Origin of the sequence: Streptomyces sp. CG4 (genome assembly GCF_041080655.1) — a bacterium.
Taxonomy (GTDB): Bacteria; Actinomycetota; Actinomycetes; order Streptomycetales; family Streptomycetaceae; genus Streptomyces.
In genome coordinates this window covers 93,432-111,712 of sequence record NZ_CP163526.1, presented here as the reverse complement: position 1 = coordinate 111,712, position 18,281 = coordinate 93,432, and the positions used below count along the sequence as shown (strand labels likewise).

The following is an 18,281-nucleotide window of genomic DNA, read 5'->3' as shown; positions in this document are numbered from 1 at the left end:
GGCTATCGGCCTCCGCCTGGGGTCAGTAGGCGGAGTCCACCTTGTCGATGGAACCGTAGCGGTGGGCGGCGTAGTTGGCCGCTGCGGTGATGTTGGCTATCGGGTCGGTGATGCTGTCGGCAGTGCCGGTGACGTGGTAGGCGTGGAAGGTGGGGTCGATGACCTGGAGGAGGCCCTTGGACGGGGTCCCGTTGTGGGCATTGACGTCCCCGTTGTTCTGGGCGTTGGGGTCGCCGCCGGACTCGCGCATGATGTTGCGCTTGAGGCTTTCGTAGCTGCCGGGGATGCCCTTGGCCTTCATGATCTGCAGAGCGTGCTTGATCCAGCCGTCGAGGTTGTCGGCGTAGCCGGTCTTCTGCTGGGAGGTGGTGTGGCTGTCGTTGCCGGAGGATGTGACTGCGGGGGAGGCGTGCACCTGCGTTGCTTCAGCGGCCTGTGCGGTCGTCGGCATCAGGGTGAGGGCGGCGGCTGCGGTGCCGGTGGTAGCGATGCCGGTGAGGGCGAGGGTGCGCAGGCGGGCGATGCGGGTGCGGGTGGTCATGGTCATGGGAAAGGGGATCTCCGGCGGGGGACGTCGTGGGGGTCGGCCCATGCGAAACAGGGCCATTAGTGGGCTCACAGGTGCCGAGCGCTTGGTGCGCTTTGGGTGCGTTCCTGCGAACTGAGACCAGCTTGTGGCTCGGCCGGGCCCGTGAATATCCGCCAGCTTGCCGATATGCGAGGGGTCGCTTCGCAAACCGGTCGTACGGCAAAACGTCAGCCCCTGACGTGGGGCCTGTGATGCAAACACATCCGTGTGACTTCTGATACGCAAGAGGAAGCAGCGCCTTGCGTGGACAAGCCTGTTTTTAATCTCTGAGCCGGTCGTGGTCGAGGATCGTCTCGGGTTGTCTGAGCATGGTGCCCACGCCGTAGCCGGTGGCTGCGCTTCGACTTGATCAACCATGTCCGGCGGTCGGCTGCTGACTCGGGGGCGCGGAGCATAGGACGGTTCAAGCCGAGGGCCTGTTTCATCGGGCGGCATGACCGCCGGGACAGCATCGATGACCTGGACGTGTTCCGGCATGGTGGCCCGCCCCGTATCGCCACCGGCGCTCGCCTCCTCATCCCCCACCCGCCCCAACACCGTCGCTGGCAGGGCGACTTCGCCGGCCTATGGGCGGCGACCGGACGGCGCATGGTCATCTGACCCACGCGACCGCCCCGACCACCCACGACCCGGAAGGCCTTACCCACGACCGGGAAGACCTTGGAGACCCCGCACCGAACGACCACCCGGCAATCGCCACCGCCCGCACCCCGAAGCCATGTGCTGCTACAAGCGCCTCGTCCGCCTCACCACATAGGACACCGTCTTAGTAATGGCTGGTGTGTCTCTCACTGCCTGCCGGGCGCACCGCCCGCCGCCCGTTCACGACGGCTCCTTCGGCGAAGGCTGGTCCTGCTCTGGTTGGCCGGCGCGGGCGGCGAGGTCTTCCAGGTGGGTTGCCGCGGCGGTTGCGCCGCCGGCATCGCGGAAGGACTGGCCCACGCGTGCGGCGGCGGTCCGGTAGCCCGGCTCGTGGAGGACGGCGTCCAGGGCGGCCCCGAGGTGGGCCGCGGTCGCCCGGTTGAACCGGACCCGTACGCCCGCACCGGCGTTGACCACCTGGGCGGCGACGGTGGGCTGATCGTCCCGGATGGGCGCGACCACCAGTGGCAGCCCGTGCCACAGCGCCTCGCAGACGGTGTTGTGCCCGCCGTGGCAGATGACGGCGTCGCACCGTTCCAGCAGCTTCAGTTGGGGGACGCGCGGCCGTACCAGCACCCGGTCGTCGCTCTCCTGCAGGGTTCCCGACGGGTCGACGACCACGGCCCGCAGCCCGTCCGCGCGGGCTCGCACCGCCTCCGCGCACTGGGTCAGAAAGCGCGCGGCGACCTCGGAGTTGGCGGTGCCGAGTGTGATCAGCACGGTGGCCCGCCCGGGGTCCAGCCACTGCCAGGGAAAGTCGCACGTGTACGGCCGGGCGGCGATCGACGGGCCGACGAACTGCACTTGTTCGCCGAAGGAACCGGCCGGGCCCGCCAGCGCCTCGGTGCTGAAGGTCACCACCAGCCGGTCGGACAGGCGTGGGTCCACCGTACTGTCCGGATCGCCGATCCGCTGCTGCAGACCCTGGATCAGCTCGGTGATCCAGGTGTCCACCTTCGGTATTCCGGCCAGTGCGGTGAACCCCGCCGACGTGGTCGCCGAGGTGGCCCAGGCGACACCGAGCCGATCGGCCACCAGCCCGCCGGCGACGGCTTGTTGGTCGGCGACCAGCACATCGGGCCGGAACTCCTCGACGGCGGCCCGGACACCGGGTGCCATGGCGTTCGCCAGCGGCTCGAGAAAGCGCTCCCACAGAAACTTCAGCGCTGCCGGTCCGCGGAGCGAGTGCGGCCGCAGGAGAGCAGGGTCGTCCAGGGGCGGCGAGGCGCAGCGGAACACCGCTGCTCGCTCGCCTACGAGCGGGCCCACGATTTCCGGCAGTCCCGCCCAGGCCACCTGGTGACCGCGCCGGACCAGCTGCCCAGCGACCCCGACCGTGGGGTTGATGTGTCCTACCAGGGGCGGCACCACGAACAGGAATCGGCTCATCGGTGCTCCACCTCCGCCGTCCGGGCCTCCCGGGCCCTGGTGTCCTGAGTCCCCGGGTCCCGAGTCGCGGCCTCCCGGGGCCGGGCAGGTGAGCTCTGAGCAGGCGGGCTCCGGTCGGGCCGGTGCGCCGCTTCGTGGTTGAGGATCCACGCCATGATCAGGTCGCTCACGACCTGCGTGGCGCCCAACAGGATCCAGTGCTCCTGATTCGGCACCACGACCGTCCGGCAGTCGGTGAGCAGCGACTTCAGCCACGGCTCTTGGGCCGCGAGTTCCGATTCGCTGCCGTAGACGGCCAGAACCGGGCAGCGCACCGACCGTATCTCGTCCTCGTCCAGCACCCGGCTGGCAGGGATGTCCCGGGCCAGGGTCGTGGTGTGCAACAGCCGCGAGGCCGACTGCACCCGCCGGGTCACGAACGGGCCGTGTTCCTCGGCCAGTCCCTCGTCGCCTGCTGCTTCGGCGAACCCCGCCGCCGCCCGTTCGAGGTTGACCGCCATCTTGCGGGACCAGGCCTCGGTCGCCGGCTCCGACTCGATCATCGAGACGCTGGCCACGCGGTCCGGCCGAAGCGCCGCATAGCCGAACGCGATGGTGCCGCCGTAGGAGTAGCCGACCAGGTGCACGGGCCCGGTCACCTGAAGGCCGTCGAGCAGCGCGTCGAGATCCCCGAGGGAATCCTCCAGCAGATAGCCGCTCGGCGGCCGCTCGCTGCGGCCGTGCCCGCGCTGGTCGTACATGATCACGTCGAGCCCCGCGGCGGCGAACACCGCTGCCAGGGTGAAGTAGTAGCTGATGAGGCTGTCGATGAGCATGCCGTGGACGAATACCACGGTGGGCGGAGCCGCGGTGCCGGGGCTGTTCCGAGCCGGCATCCGCTCCACGTGCAACTCGACGCCGTTGGCGCTGATCATTGCCATGGCTCAGTCCTCGCCGGCTTCCCGCAGGCACCCGGCGACATGGGTGGCCAGTCGGCCGATCGTCAGGTTGATGATCTCTTCGAGGCCCAAGCCGGTGAGGTATTCGGGGAAGTTCACCTTGTCGCCGTACCGCGCCGCCAGATGACCCCCGAGGGTCACCAGGTCGATGCTCTCCAGGTCCAGGTCATCGTGGAACCGGGTGTCCATGGTGATCTCGGCCTCGTCCAGCCCGTACTCGTCGAGGACCGCGTGGAGCATCCCGACGATCTCGTCGAACACCACCGCCACGTCCCCGCGGACTGATGTCACCGGCTGACCGCTGTTCACTGTTCCGTCTCCTGTCCGTCGGTCGGTCCCGTCGTCCATGCGACGACGTAGTCCCTGCTGGGCAGATCGGCCGGGTTGCTGATCCGCCGGCAGTGCACCCGGTGGCGGCGCCCGCCCACGTCCACCAGCAGCCCGTCCGGCTGCGCGGCGACCACCACGAAATCTCTCGGCCGCCCCCGCAGGCCGGTCCCCTCCGCCTTGGACACCGCCTCCTTCGCAGCCCAGAACCTGGTGAACCACAGAGCTTCCGGCTCGCCCGACGCCGCGCACAGCGTGGCGAGCAGCTCGCGCTCGGCCCCGTCGAGCGCCACGCTCCGGGTCTGTTCCGGCCGTTCGGCGACCTCCTCCACGTCGATGCCGACCCCCCACCGCCCGTGCCGGGTGCGCGGTCGCACCAGCGCCACCCCGGTCTCCGCGCGGTGGGCCAGCGTGACGTCCAGCTCGGGCAGGGTGCGCCCGTGCAGACCGGTCACGCGCGGGCGCCCGTCCTCGTCGTTGCTCACCCGTATCTCGGCGGGAAAGACCGGCCCTTCGCCGTGGTCCCACAGCCACTGCCGGACGGCGTCCTTGACCGCGATCCGGCCCAGCAGCCACTGGCGGCGGCCCCGGGGCGGACACTTCTCGTAGTCGACGAGTTCGGCGCCGCTCAGATGCCTGCGCATGACGAGGTCGCGGGAGGCGAGGTCCCGGCAGCGGTCGAAGACGAGCGACCAGCCGCCCTGCTGTACGCGGGAGAGGGTGTTGCGCTCGGGGAACCGCTCCTGCGCCCTGGTCTGCGGGTGGTTGTCGAACCGGTGATCCCGCCAGCCGGTAATCTGCGCCCACATCCGGCCCTCGACGAGGAGCTGCATATCGGCTTCCACGGCGGAGTCGGTGACCGATGTGATCCTGATAAGACAGTCCACCTGGGTGCCGGGCACCGGGTGCGGGCCGAAGAAGCGGATACGGCCCATCCGTACGGGGAACACCATGGTCCGCTCGCTCAGCGTCGTGATGATCCAGTAGCCGAGCAGCTGCCCCACATTGTCCAGCAGCGCTCCGGGCGCGGGCGGGGTGGTGAGCACCCCGCGCACATGTGCCTCACCGATCGCGGTGAGCTCGGTGACGCCCTGGAAGAGGGGACCGTGGAACATCCAGCGGTCGCTGTAGAGATCCCCGGCCGTGATCTCCGGCAGCCGTTCGGACCCTGGGTCCCACTGCCAGGGACGGGGCAGATCGTCGAAGTGGTGCGCGGCCAGTTCGACCTGGGCGCTTGCGAACTGGTCGAAGGTCACGCCGACGCGTGTGTCTCCCCGCGGTGTCACGGTGACGGGCACGTCAATGGCGGGTGCGGCGCTCACCCATCGGTTCAGCTGCACCTGGTGCACCGCCACCGCCTGCGAACCCGGCCGGTCCCGCTCGGCCAACTTCATCATGTGGTGGATCAGCGTGGTGGCCGGAACCACCGGCCAGCGGTCCGCTTCGTCGGGCCAGCCGGGCCGCTGCACAAAGAAGCAGTGGTCTCGCAGATACGGCATGGCGTCCGTGGACACCCGTACTACGGTGCGCAGTTCACGCCCCTCGGGCATCTGCGGGCCTGCCGCGGTGGACCGGCCACCGGACACCGCCGGCGTGGCGGAGTGCGGCCGCCCCGCGTCGGCGGCGGTCAGCGCGGCGGCCGTGTCCGCGGTGTCCTGCAGCAGCGCGCGCAGTTCGGCCGCCATGGGGAAACGGTCGGACAGCCGTTCCAGCGCGGTCAGTTCGCTGCCCATGGCGCCCCTCGCCGGGCGCCGGACGGCCAGGGCCGAGCGGACGCCGGCGATGGTGTCCCGGTCCAGGGAGACCAGCCTCCCGTTGAGGTCCAGCTGCATCGGGGCGCGCCGCGCCGGGGCGTCGTCCTTGGCCGCCAGCGGCTCGACATCCGGTTCACCGCCGTCCACCCACAGCGCCGTGGCGACCCGTAGCAGCTGGGCCAGCCCGCCGCGGTGCGGGGAGTTGGCAGAGATCGCCAGATGCGGCCGGCCGTGCAGCGTGTTGTCGATCAGCGAGTTGACCTGCCCCGTTCCGGCCTGGACGAACACCCGGAAGCCGTCGGCGTACATCGCCTCGATCAGCGGGCGAAAGCGCACCGGCTCCAGCAGATGCCGCAAGAACAGCTCGCGCACCTGCTGCTCGGTGCTCGGATACACCGACGCGGTGGTCGCCGACCACACGGGCACGGTCGGCGGATGCAGCTCGAACAGGCCCGCGTAGTGCCGGATCTGGTCGAGGTAGGGGGCCAGCATCGGAGTGTGGAAGCCGGACTGGAACGGCAGCACCTGGCCGAAGACACGCCGCGCCCGGAACCACCGTACGAGCTCCTCCACCGGGCCGGGGGGACCGCACACCATCGACTGGTTCGGCGCGTTGTCGTGGGACAGCACGACCTCGGGACGGTCCTCGATGGCGGCGGCAACCTGGTCGGCCGGGGCGCCCAGCGCGGCGAAGGCCAGACCGGGCACCCGGACCTGGTCCGGGTCGAAGGACTGCGTGAACTCGTCCACCGCACCGCCGGCGTACAGCCCGGCGGCCGCCATCGCGGTCCACTCACCCACGCTGTGGCCCGCGACCGCGTCCGGCACGATCCGTAGCCGGCGCAGGGCGGCGTCCAGCACCCGGCCCACGCCGATCACCTCGGCCGCGTGCCGGCCGACGTCCGCCACATCGGCGGACCCCCCGCCGCGGAGCGAGGGCAGCAGCGCGGACAGCCCGAAGTGCTGGGCGACATCGCGGACATGGGGCTCGAACTCGGCTTCGAGGCCGGGGAAGACGAACGCCAGCCGGCCGCCGGTGGCCCCGCCGAGCAGGGGCTCGGGCGTGAACCACACATCGCCGCGGCCGCGCCAGGGGCGGCCCTTGGCTACCGCCCTCCTGGCCAGCGCCAGGCGCTTGCCGGTCGGATCCACGACGCCGAGACGGGTCCGGCCCGCGTCCGGGACGGGGCGGTCGAGCCCGGCCGCGAGCACGGCCGGGTCATCGGCGTCCAGCAGGGCGGTAAGCGCTTGCGGGCCGTCGGCGGCCAGCCACAGCACCCGTTCCGGCTCCCGTACCGTCGCCGTGGGCCGGATCGAGGGACGGGGCGCGGCGTCGGGCGCTTCTTCAAGCACCACATGGGCGTTGATGCCACCGAAGCCGAAGGCGTTCACACCGGCCCGCCGAATCCGCTGCCCACCACCGGTTTCCCAGGCCCGCGCGACGGCGATCGGGCGGAAACGGGTATGCGCCAGCGCGGGGTGCGGGTCCTGGCAGTGCAGCGTGGGCGGCAGCACCCCGTGGTACACCGCGAGCGCCGCCTTGACCAGACCGGCCACTCCCGCGGCCGGCATGGTGTGGCCGATCATCGACTTCACCGACCCGATCACCGGGCGGTCCTCGCCGCCGGGCGGACCGAACACCTCGGCCAGGGTGGCGAGCTCGGCGGCGTCCCCCGAAGGAGTCGCGGTCCCGTGCGCCTCCAGCAGCCCGATCGAGCCCGGCTCGGCGGGATCCAGACCGGCCGCCCGCCATGCCTTCCGCACCGCCGTGACCTGACCCGAGGGGTCCGGATTGACCAGGCTGCCGCTGCGACCGTCGCTGGCCACCCCGGTGCCGCGTACGACGGCGTAGATCCGGTCGCCGTCACGGAGCGCGTCGGAGAGCCGCTTGAGCGCCACCACACCGGTGCCCTCACCGATTAGCAGGCCGTCCGCCGCCTGGTCGAAGGGGCGGATCCGCTGGCTCGCAGACAGCGCGCGCAGCCGGGCGAACACCGACCACAGCGTGATGTCGTGACAGTGGTGCACGCCTCCGGCGAGCACCAGGTCGCAGCGGCCGCCGGCCAGTTCACCGACCGCCTGGTCGACCGCGACCAGCGAGGACGCGCAGGCGGCGTCCACCGTGTACGCGGGACCGCGCAGATCGAGCCGGTTGGCGATCCGAGAGGCGGTGAGGTTGGGCACCAGGCCGATCGCCTGCTCCGGCTCATCCGGCCCCAACTGCCGGGTGTACGCCTGCCGCACCCGTTCCAGCTGGTCGGCACCGAGCTCGGGCAGCAGCTCCCCGAGCGTGCGCACGAGCTGATTGGACGTCAGTACGCACTGGGCGCCACGGGACAGCCCGGGGGACAGGTAGCCACCGCGGCCGAGGATCACGCCGATCCGGTCCCGGTCCGGCAGCCGCTGTTCACCGCCCGCGTCCGCGATAGCCTCCGCGGCCACCTGCAGCGCGATGAGCTGCTCCGGCTCCGTACCCGCCACCGAGTTGGGCATGATGCCGAACCGCGTCACCTCGACCTGGGCCAGCTCGTCGACGAACCCGCCGCGGCGGCAGTACACCCGGTCCGAGCGGTCCACGGCCTGCGGGTCGTAGAAGCGGGCGTCCCACCGTCCGGACGGGACGTCGGTGATCGCGTCCACCCCGTCGACCAGATTCCGCCAGTACGCCTGCAGGTCCGCCGCTTTCGGCATCAGTACCGCCATGCCGACGATGGCGACCGCAGGGCGCTCCCCGCGCCCGCCGCTCAGCCCGGACCTTTGCTCGTCGCCGGACATGTCACCAACCCGATCCCGTATAGACCACGGCGTCCGCCGACTCCTCGCCCCAGGCGAGCTCGCGCAGCAGGCAGAGCGTCCCCTCCTCGGGGTCGATCAGCTTCAGCCCGCGGCGGGCGTACTCCCGGGCGAGCTGCGGGGTCACCATGCCGTCGTGCTCGCCGGTGGGCGCCCACGGCCCCCAGTGGACCGTCAGTGCCCGGTGGTCTCTTTGCGCGGCCCATCGGCTGCCCAGGCTCTGCAGGGCGTCGTTGGCCGCCGCGTAGTCCACCTGGCCGCGGTTGCCCACGACGGCTGAGACGCTGCCGAACAGCACCGCGAACCTGGGCCGGTCCGGCAGGTCCGCCATGGCCTCCAGCAGGGTGCGCGCGCCGTCCACCTTGGTGTCGAACACCCTGCGGAAGGACTCGAACTCCTTCTGCGCCAGCAGCCGGTCCTCGATGACCCCGGCGGCGTGGACCACGCCGTCCAGCCGGCCGTGCTCGGCGTGGATCTCCTTGACCAGCCGGTGCACCGCTTCGGCGTCCCGGACGTCCACCGAGTGGTACCGCACCGCACTGCCCAGGCTGCCCAGTTGCTCGAGGGTGGCGCGGATCTCCCGCTGCGCCAGGATCTGTGCGACGGCCCGCTCGATCTCGGCCGGCGAACGGCGTTCCTGAGCCGCGAGGGCGGCCCGCAACGCGGTGCTGTCGGACGCCGACCGGGTGGCCGGGTCCTCCGGGCCGACCGGTGCGGCGGTCCTGCCGGCCAGCTCGATCCGGCAGCGGGCGGCCGACGCCAACGTCGCGGCGAACCGTGCCGTGATGCCGCGCGCACCACCCACCAGCAAAATCACCGAGTCGCGGTCCAGACCGATGGCGGCGGCCTCAGCCGCGCCGTCTCCGGCCGGACCGGCCCCCCTGTCGCCCAGTGGACCGAGGCTGGCCTCGACCAGTTCGAGCCCGTACCGCCCGCCGGAGGACCGGAGTACGACCGGGGCGCGCTCGGTGGACAGCAGTTCGCCGACCAGCGCCGTCGCCACGTCGGTCGCCGAGTCCTCCGGGGCGACCTCGACCACCCTGGCGACCGTGTCCGGATACTCCTGGACGATGGTCCGGAACATGCCCCGCAGCCCGTCCGCCGGCCCGTCGAGCGAGGCGGCGTTGCCCGGCGTGCCGCCCGCGGCCGCATCCGGTGCCGCGCTTGCCCCACCCGGCGCCGTGCTTCGGGCGGCGGCGATCAGCCATCGGGGGCCGCGACCCAGCGCGGCCTGGAACACCGGGAAGGAATCCGGCAGCAGCGGGCCCTCGCCATCCCTGAGCGCCGCCAGATGCAGCACGCCGTCCCAGGGCCCGTCCTGATCGGTGAGCAGATGCCCCGGGTCGAGGACGACCGGCTCCGCGCCGTGGGCGGCGAGCCGGTCGGACAGGCTCTCGGTCACGGCACCGCGCTCACCCAGCAGCGCGAACCGCCTGCCAGCGAGGGCGGTGGCCTCCGCGGTCGGCTCGGGGAGAGCGACGGGCCGCAGCACCATACGGACCGGCGCCTCGGCGACCACGGATGCGGGAGCGGGACGGCCGACCGGGTCCTGCGCACGGTGGTGCTCCGGGTCCTCGTGCGCCGGGTGTTCCTGGGCCGGGCTTGTCTGATCCGGGCCCGGCTGGCCGGGGGCTGGCAGCTTCGGGCTCGCCTGGGCCGGGGCGTCCTGGCCGCCCCGGCCCTGCTGCTCGGCGCCGTTCAGCCGCTGGGACAGCAACTCGGCTATGCGAGCGACCGTACGGGCCTTGGAGAGCACCTCCAGCTCCGTATCGTCGAGCTGGGAGGTCCCCGGCCCGCCCTGGGCACCGGCGAAGAGACGAGCGGCCAGTTCACCGGCGATCTCGATCCGCTTGATCGAGTCGATGCTCAGCTCCGCCTCGAGATCGAGCTGAGGCTCGATCATGTCCACCGGATAGCCGGTGCGTTCGCTGATGATATCCAGGACGGTCCGCAGTAGATCCGCCTCGGTCGGCAGTCCTTGTGGTCCCGATGCGGCGGCCGAAGACGGCTCCGGCGTCGGCGGGGCGGCCGGGTGGGCGGCCTCGGGCACCGGCGTCGTGGACAAGACCGGCACCGCCGGCGCGGCCGGGAGGAGCGGCGCAGCGACCGGTGCGGCGACTGGTGCGTTCGGGGCCGGCGGCGCGGTGACCGGACCGCCCGGCGCGCCGCCGAAGTAGGTGAGCAGCACATCGCGCTGCGCGGCGACGATCTCCCGGCTGGCGCGCAGGAAGTCGTGGATCATCTGGTCACGGTCGGCGACGGCGCTGCCGCCCTCGGCCTTGGTCACGGTTATCTCCTGGATACGTCGGGCCGGCATGAGCGAGCCGGGCCAAGGGCTGCCGTCACGGGTGCGTACCAGCTGTCCGTTGACGGTCCAGCCGGGTAGTTCGAGTGCGGCGGCGCGGCTCAGTTCGGTGGCGTCGCGGCCGTGGAACATCCAGCCGGTGCGCACCCTCACACCGGCGACCGCGGCTTGGGCGAGCGCGCCCAGGAAACCGTGCAGGCCGCGCCTGCCCGGCGTGTCGCAGGCCACCGTGGTGTGCGGGCGGTCGCGGAGGATCGCGGACACCAGACCGGTGAGCACCGAGCCGGGGCCCGCTTCGACGAAGACGCGGGCACCGGCCGCGTACATCTGCTCGATCTGCTCCACGAAGCGCACGGGTGCGCCGATCTGGGCGGCCAGCTCGGCCCGTACGTCCTCGGGCCGTCCCGGATAGACCGCCGCCGTGCGGTTGGACCACACCGGCACCTCGGGTTCGCGTACCGGCCGCTCCAGCAGCGCCTGGGCGAACCGCTCGCTGGCGCCGGCGACGAGCGGGCTGTGGAACGCGCAGGCCACGGGGATGCGCTTGGCGCCGTAGCCGTTCGCGCGCAGCCCCCGTACTGCGGCGTCGACCGCCTCGACGGGCCCGGAGATGACCGTCTGCCCGGGGGCGTTGTGGTTGGCGACGACGATCTGGTCCGCCAGGCCGTCCGCGGTCAACTGCCCGGATACCTCCGCGGCTCCGGCCGCGACCGCGGCCATGGTGCCCGGGTTCGTACCGGCGGCGGACAGGATCGCCTCGGCCCGCTCCGCACTCAGCTCCAGCAGGGTCGCGGGGGCGAAGGCCCCAGCGGCGCACAGCGCGACCAGTTCGCCGTAGCTGTGCCCGGCCACCATGTCCGGGCGTACACCGGCGCGGCCGAACAGCTCGTGCACGGCCAGCCCAGCGATGCCCAGCACCGGCTGCGCGACCCTGGTGTCGGTGATCCGGGTCCGCTGCTCGGCGGCGACGGTGGGGGAGAAGGCGGCCGGCGGGTGGAGGAGGCCGGTCCACTCGCGGCCGAGCTGGAGGTACCGCTGGACCTCCGGGAACGCGACGAACAACTCGGCGAGCATTCCCGGCCGCTGACTGCCCTGCCCGGGGAAGAGGAACGCCACGCCGGGCCCGTCGCCTGGTCCCTCGCCTCTGCTGTTCGCTCCCGTCACCTTGGCCCGGTCGCCTCGGTCTTGCGGACCATCCGCTCCAGCCGTCCTGGGCTCATTGCCGTGGTCTTCCGGGTCGTCCGCTCCCATCCCCCTGGCCCAGCCGCCCCCGTCTCCCCGGTCGGCCGGCCCGGCGGCGAAGACCCCCGCCGACGGGTCGTGCTCGCCGGCGAGTGCCCGTCGCAGCAGCCCGGCCAGCTCAGCCACGTCACCGGCCACCACGGCGGACTGAACGGGCTGTTCAGAGGTGTCGCAGCGGCGGGACGCGGTCACCGCGAAATCGCGCAACCGCCAAGGACCACCGCCCAGGTCGTTCGCCTCGACGAGCTTCAGCAGCTGCTCGATGGCACGGTTGGCGTCCGCGCGGTCGGCGCCCCGGAAGACGAACAGCTCGGCCGGCCACGCCCCGAGCGCATGCACCGGCGGCGGCGTCCCGTCGTAGGCCCGCAGTACGACGTGGAAGTTGGTGCCGCCGAATCCGAAGGCGCTGACCCCGGCGACCCGCTCGGCCGCGGGCGCCGCCCACGGCCGCGCCGCGGTGTGGAACACAAACGGACTGGTCCCCTCCTGCCAGGCCGGGTTGGGCTGCCGCAGGTTGACCGTGGGCGGCTTGACCCCGGTGTGCAGCGCCATGGCGGTCTTGATCAGACCGGCCAGACCCGCGGCGCACTTGGTGTGCCCGATCTGCGACTTGACCGAGCCGAGCGCGCAGCTGCCCGGTGCCGCCCCGGCTTCGGTGAACACCTCGGTGAGGGTGCTCAGCTCGGCGCGGTCGCCGACCACGGTCCCGGTGCCGTGCGCCTCGATCAGGCCGACCTGCGCAGGCGATATCCCGGCGTTGCGGTACGCGCGTTCCAGCGCCGCGCGCTGCCCCTCCGGGCGGGGGGCGGTCAGGCCCAGCGACTTGCCGTCACTGGCGCTGCCGACGCCCTTGATCACCGCGTAGACCCGGTCCCCGTCCCGCTCCGCGTCCGCCAGTCGCTTGAGCACCAGGCAGGCGACGCCCTCGCCGAGGGCTATGCCGTCGGCCGCGTCGTCGAAGGTGCGGGAGCGGCCGGTCGGTGAGAGCGCGTGCACCGAGGAGAACAGCAGGTAGTCGTTGATTCCGTTGTGTAGATCGGCGCCGCCGCACAGCACCAGGTCGCTGGTGCCAGCGGACAGCTCCTTGCAGGCCACGTCCACCGCGGCCAGCGAGGAGGCGCAGGCCGCGTCGACCGTATAGTTCGCACCGCCCAGGTCGAGCCGGTTGGCGATCCGGCCGGAGATGACATTGGCCAGCATCCCGGGGAAGGAGTCCCCGGTGAGCCTGGGCAACTGCGCGTCCAGCCCGGCCGGCAGTTCCCCCAGATAGGCCGGAAGCAGGTTGCGCAGCGTGGTGGCGCTGGACAGATCACTGCCCGCCTCCGCCCCGAACACCACGGAGGCCCGGGACCGGTCGAAGTCCCGCCCCTCGTAACCGGCGTCCCGCAGGGCCCGCCGCGCCGCCTCCAGCGCCAGCAGCTGCACCGGCTCGATGCTGCCCAGCGAGGAGGGCGGGATGCCGTAGCGCAAGGGATCGAAGGGGATGTCCGGCAGGAAGCCGCCCCACTTGGACTCCGTGTGGGCGCTGTCCGCCTCGGGTGCGTAATAGACCGCCGGATCCCACCGCTCGGCGGGCACCTCGGTGACGGCGTCGACTCCCGCCACCACGTTCGCCCAGTAGTCGGCCAGGTCCGCGGCGCCGGGGAACATGCAGGACATCCCGACCACGGCGATGTCCAGCGGCTCCGGGGCAGCGGCCGGTCCCGTGGCCGGGTCCGCGGCCGCGGCGTCGTCGCAGGGCGGGGCGACACCGAACCGGTCGCGCAGCTGTGCCGCGCGCTCGGCGAAGAACTCGGCGGCCGCTGTGCTGACCGACTCGTGCAGGGCGGGGACCGTAGTGACCTCGGAACGCAGCACCGCCACCTGACCGGCCATGAACATGCCCTCGGCGAGCTGTCGTTCCTCGTCCACCTCGACCAGGTCCCCGCCGACCCGCTCGACTCCCTTGCTGGCGACCCTCAGCCGCCCGACGTTCAGCCGCTCCAGCTGCTCCCACGCCTGCCGGTCCGGGACACCCTGGGACCGCAACTCGTCCTTGACGCCCGCGAAGCCCGCGGTGAAGGGGCTGCGCACGCAGCGCGTCGCGTGGCCCGGCGCGGTCTCCAGCAGCTCGGTCCGCCGCGCTGCCAGCACCTGCCGTTGGAACAGCGGCCGCACCGCTGCGTGCTCGACCGCCTCCTCGGTGAACAGATACGCGGTTCCCATGAGCACCCCCACGGCCACCCCACGGGCGGACAGCGGAGCGGCGAGCGCGGCCACCATCGCCGATGACCGTTCGTCATGGATGCCACCAGCGAACAACACCCTCAGCTCGCCGGGATCGATGCCCCCGGCTCCCTCGGCTCCGTCCAGGAACTCACTGAGCACCGCGATCTGGGCCTCCCACAGCGCAAAGCTGCTTCTCGGCCCGACGTGACCACCACACTCGGAGCCTTCGAAGACGAACTTGCGCGCACCGGCACCCAGGAACTGTCTGAGCAGCCCCGGCGAGGGGACATGCAGGAACGTTGCGACGCCGGCCTCCTCCAGCGCGGACGCCTGCGCGGGACGGCCGCCCGCGATGATGGCGCAACGTGGCCGGAATTCCCGGATGAGCTCCAGCTGCGCGGCCTTGATCTGCTCGGGAGCGAAGCCGAGCACGCCCACGCCCCAGGGGCGGCCGTCCAGCGCGGCACGGGTCTGCTCCAGCAGGGTCCGCGTCTGCTCCGGACCGGACAGCGCCAGCGCCAGAAAAGGCAGCGCACCGTGCTCGGCCACGGCCGAGGCGAACCGCGCCTGGTCACTGACCCTGGTCATCGGCCCCTGCGCGATGGGCAGCCGGGTGCCCAGCGACCGGCTCAGCGGCGAGTCACCGCGCAGCGCGTTCGACGCCGCATCGTCCCGCACCGCATCCACGACGGCGGCGCCGACCGCGCGGACCGCACCGCCGACATCCCTCCACTGCTCGGCGAAGCGGGCGGCCAGGAAGCCGTCCTGCCCGACCGGGAGCAACTGGGTATGCAGGTCCCGGCCGCCGAGCAGGCCAGCCACCTCGGCCGGGTCCTCCGGCATCGGCGCGCGCGGCCCGCGGCGGCGCAGCACCCGGTGGCCGCCCACCACGACCGTCTCCGAGCCGTCCATCGTCCGTACCGCCGCGGCCACCTCCTCCGCGAGCCCGGACTCTTCGAGCAGCGCCAGCTGGGTGTCCAGGACGACTCCCGCCGCTCCACCGACCACCGCGGCCGCGGCGGTGTGCGGCCCGATGCCGCCGCAGGCCCAGACGGGCAGGGTCAACTCCCCGTCCGCCAGCAGCTGCTGGAGCAGCACAAAGGTGCTCAGCTCACCGACCCGCCCGCCACTCTCCTGACCACGGGCGACCAGGCCGTGCGCCCGGGCGCTCGCGGCCGCGATCGCCTCCTCGCGGCTGGTGACCTCGACCAGGACCCGGTGGCCGGCCCCGAGGTCACCCGGCCGCAGGGGCGAATCCGCGGCTAGCAGCACCGTGTCCACGCCCCCGGCCTCCCCCAGATCAGCGGGGGAGAGGAGGCAACCCGCGCCCATACGCACACCGAACGGCCCCGGTACCCACTGCCGGACCAGGCTCAGTGCCTCTCGCGCCCGCCGGTCGCCCCTCCCGAGGTCGAGCACACCGAGCCCACCGGCCCGGCAGACGGCAGCGACGAGTCTCGGGTCGGGTTCACCAAACGGACTGATCCCCAGGATGGTCACTGGTGCAGTTGTCACGGGTACTCCGCAGAGAGATTGGTCGCTCGAGGACGCAATCGGCGCGTCTGCTTGCACAGGGGCAGCGAGAGGCGTGCGTGATACATCGAAGTACGTAGCGGATGCCCGCAGAACAGACCGTGCTAAGGACCTCGGGCACCCGGTTTGTGCGGTTGCGGAGGGAACGGTTCGCACGAATCGGGGGGCTTGAGGGAGTTAGCCGGCTGTGATCGGCAGTTTCTTCAGGGCATGGCTGCGGAAGTTCGGCCGCCAGCGGAGCTGGCCCGCAGGTATGTCGAGGGCGAGCTGTGGGCAGCGTCGCAGCAGGGTGCCCAGTTGCGGTGTGGATCTTCCAGCCGGGCGAGGGGAGCTCCCAGGCGGTAGTGGGCTCCGTGTCCCAGCGTCAGCTGGGCCTTGTCCGTGCGGTGAATGTCGAAGCGGTCCGGCTCGGGGTAGCGCTGCGGGTCGCGTGGGCGGAGGCGATGCACAGCATCACGGTGTCGCCGAGAGGGATCCTGGTGCCGCCGATGTCGACGTCCCCGGCCGGGAAGCGTCGGATGGCCATCTGGTTGGGATACGCCTAGCGCAGGATCTCCTCCACCTCGTCCGGCAGTAGCGCTGGGTCCTCGTGCAGTGCCCCCATCGGCCCCCGGGGGGATCGCGCTGGTCGGCATCGTCCTGCGGCGGCGCTATCCGTGGGTGGGCAGTGAGATTCGAGCGGTGAGCCCGCCGTCGGGGTTGGGGGTCAGGTGGAGATCGCCTCCGTGGACGTCGACGATGCTCGCGACGATGGAGAGTCCCAGGCCGTGTCCGCGGTGCCCGGAGTGGGCGCCGGAAATGCGCCCTTTGCCACGCAGGAAGGGCTCGATGAAGGTGTCGACCGTGTCGGGCAGCTGCGGCCCGGTATTGGTGACGGTCAGCAGTGCGCGGCCGCGGCGGAGAGGGTCGGGCCCAGTGGTCAGCGAGACGGATCCGCCTGTGGCGAGGTTGTGCCGCAGGGCGTTCTGCAGAAGGTTGACTGCGAGTTGGCGCAGCAGCACGCTGTCTCCGGTGACGAGGGCCGGGCGGCAGTCGGTGGAGATCGTGATGCCGCGGGTTTCGGCCTCTTCGCGTGTGATGGCGATGGCCTCGGCGGCCGGGCCGGCCAGGTCGACCGGGTGTGTGGTGAGCGGGGTGTGCCCGAGGGTCGAGAGCTGCAGCAAAGCGTCGATGATCTCGATGCCGCGCTGGTTGGTGTCGCGCAGCCGGGTGATGAGCCGAGGGTAGTTCTGGCCGGCGGGATCGGCTGTCGCGACGTCGAGCATGGTGCGCGTGATGGCGAGCGGGGTGCGCAGCTCGTGCGAGGCGTTCGCGGCGAAGCGTTGCTGGGACTCGAAGGACTGCTGCAGGCGGCCGAGCATGTGGTCGAAGGCGTCGGACAGGTCCGTGAATTCGTCGCGCCGGCCGCTCAGCCCGATGCGGTGGTCCAAGGAGCCGTTGGCGGCGCGGTGTGCTGCCTGGGTGATCTCGTGCAGCGGTCGCAGCACTCGGCCCGCGATCACCCAGCCGCCTCCCAGGCCGATGGCCGCCAGGAACAGGAGTGCGAACGACGAGACGGCCACCAGCGTATTCAGGATCGTCGAGCGGGAGGCGATGCTGGTCGAATCCTGTGGGTTCGCGGCGGTCAGCGGATAGGTGGGGATGTAGCGCATGGCCAGGTAAATGATTCCCAGCGTGACGGCGCCGGCGGCGACGAGGAACAGCGCATAGCTGAGGGTGAGCTTCATGCGTGCGGTCAGGCGCCGCGGGCGCCAGGTCGGGACCGGGGGCTGTGCGGTCGGCCCTGACGTGGTCTCGTGGCCTGTCGCCGTGCTGTTCACTGGTCCTGGCTCGCTTCGTCAAGGCGGTAGCCGACGCCGGGCACCGTGTGAATGGCCGACGGTTCGCCGAGTCGTTTGCGCAGTGTGGAGATTGTGATGCGGACGGCGTTGGTGAAGGGATCCGCGTTTTCGTCCCAGGCTCGTTCCAGCAGTGTTTCCGCGCTGACGACGCCGCCTCGTGCGGTCATCAGAATTTCCAGGACGGCGAACTGTTTCCGGGTGAGCGACACGTAGCGTCCTGAACGGAAGACTTCCCGTCGGAATGGGTCGAGCTGGATTCCCGCGTATTCGAGAACGGGAGGTGTGCTCTGGCGCGGGCGGCGGGCGAGTGAGCGCAGTCGTACCACGAGTTCCTTCAAGTCGAACGGCTTGGTCAGGTAGTCGTCGGCGCCTACCTCGAATCCGGCGACTTTCTCCCGAAGATGACTTGCGGCGGTGAGCATGAGAACCCGGCATCCCAGCTGCCGTTCAACGATGATGCGGCATACGTCGTCACCGTGTGTGCCGGGGATGTCCCGGTCGAGAACGACCACGTCGTATTCATTGACGCTCAGCCGCTCCAGGGCCGAGTCGCCGTCCCCGACGATGTCGGAGGCGATCGCCTCGAGCCGTAGCCCTGCCTGCACTGCCTCGGCGAGGTAGAGCTCATCCTCGACCACCAGCACTCGCATACGGCCTCTCCTGCATCTGCTGCCATCCGACCCGCGTCGATCCTTCCGCATCTGCGGCGGTGTCCGCTGC

At 71.6% G+C, this 18,281-nt stretch carries 9 protein-coding genes; all 9 read right to left on the bottom strand.

What is annotated here, in order from left to right; all coding sequences use genetic code 11:
• Positions 1-22: 22 nt before the first annotated feature.
• Positions 23-541, bottom strand: a complete 519-nt coding sequence (locus AB5L52_RS45710) for a transglycosylase SLT domain-containing protein (RefSeq protein ID WP_369369208.1) — start codon at positions 539-541, stop codon at positions 23-25.
• Positions 542-1,411: 870 nt separating this feature from the next.
• Complete coding sequence (locus tag AB5L52_RS45705; protein WP_369369139.1) at positions 1,412-2,620, bottom strand: glycosyltransferase; 1,209 nt, start codon at positions 2,618-2,620, stop codon at positions 1,412-1,414.
• Positions 2,617-3,540 carry an alpha/beta hydrolase gene (locus AB5L52_RS45700; protein ID WP_351576099.1) on the bottom strand — a complete coding sequence of 308 codons (924 nt, stop codon included), beginning with the start codon at positions 3,538-3,540 and terminating at the stop codon, positions 2,617-2,619. The genes AB5L52_RS45705 and AB5L52_RS45700 overlap by 4 nt, the downstream gene beginning before the upstream one ends.
• A gap of 3 nt (positions 3,541-3,543) precedes the next feature.
• Entirely contained in the window at positions 3,544-3,798 is a 255-nt protein-coding gene (locus AB5L52_RS45695; protein ID WP_351576117.1) for a phosphopantetheine-binding protein, read from the bottom strand.
• Positions 3,799-3,863: 65 nt separating this feature from the next.
• On the bottom strand, positions 3,864-8,414 hold the full coding sequence (locus AB5L52_RS45690) for a beta-ketoacyl synthase N-terminal-like domain-containing protein (RefSeq protein ID WP_369369138.1): 4,551 nt from the start codon (positions 8,412-8,414) through the stop codon (positions 3,864-3,866).
• Position 8,415: 1 nt separating this feature from the next.
• Positions 8,416-15,468, bottom strand: coding sequence for an SDR family oxidoreductase (locus AB5L52_RS45685; protein WP_369369137.1), 7,053 nt, complete (start codon positions 15,466-15,468; stop codon positions 8,416-8,418).
• A gap of 616 nt (positions 15,469-16,084) precedes the next feature.
• Positions 16,085-16,246 (bottom strand): hypothetical protein, encoded by a 162-nt coding sequence (locus AB5L52_RS45680; RefSeq protein WP_351576091.1) that lies wholly within the window; start codon positions 16,244-16,246, stop codon positions 16,085-16,087.
• 124 nt (positions 16,247-16,370) lie between these two features.
• Complete coding sequence (locus AB5L52_RS45675; RefSeq protein WP_351576088.1) at positions 16,371-17,447, bottom strand: HAMP domain-containing sensor histidine kinase; 1,077 nt, start codon at positions 17,445-17,447, stop codon at positions 16,371-16,373.
• Positions 17,448-17,536: 89 nt separating this feature from the next.
• Positions 17,537-18,211, bottom strand: coding sequence for a response regulator transcription factor (locus tag AB5L52_RS45670; RefSeq protein ID WP_351576085.1), 675 nt, complete (start codon positions 18,209-18,211; stop codon positions 17,537-17,539).
• Between the last annotated feature and the right edge of the window lie 70 nt (positions 18,212-18,281).

What these genes read in the sequence shown, in the direction of transcription:
- AB5L52_RS45670 (WP_351576085.1), bottom strand. Translation starts at nt 18,211, where the DNA reads ATGCGAGTGCTGGTGGTCGAGGATGAGCTCTACCTCGCCGAGGCAGTG.
- AB5L52_RS45710 (WP_369369208.1), bottom strand. Translation starts at nt 541, where the DNA reads ATGACCACCCGCACCCGCATCGCCCGCCTGCGCACCCTCGCCCTCACC.
- AB5L52_RS45700 (WP_351576099.1), bottom strand. Translation starts at nt 3,540, where the DNA reads ATGGCAATGATCAGCGCCAACGGCGTCGAGTTGCACGTGGAGCGGATG.
- AB5L52_RS45695 (WP_351576117.1), bottom strand. Translation starts at nt 3,798, where the DNA reads ATGCTCCACGCGGTCCTCGACGAGTACGGGCTGGACGAGGCCGAGATC.
- AB5L52_RS45690 (WP_369369138.1), bottom strand. Translation starts at nt 8,414, where the DNA reads ATGTCCGGCGACGAGCAAAGGTCCGGGCTGAGCGGCGGGCGCGGGGAG.
- AB5L52_RS45680 (WP_351576091.1), bottom strand. Translation starts at nt 16,246, where the DNA reads ATGGCCATCCGACGCTTCCCGGCCGGGGACGTCGACATCGGCGGCACC.
- AB5L52_RS45705 (WP_369369139.1), bottom strand. Translation starts at nt 2,620, where the DNA reads ATGAGCCGATTCCTGTTCGTGGTGCCGCCCCTGGTAGGACACATCAAC.
- AB5L52_RS45675 (WP_351576088.1), bottom strand. Translation starts at nt 17,447, where the DNA reads ATGAAGCTCACCCTCAGCTATGCGCTGTTCCTCGTCGCCGCCGGCGCC.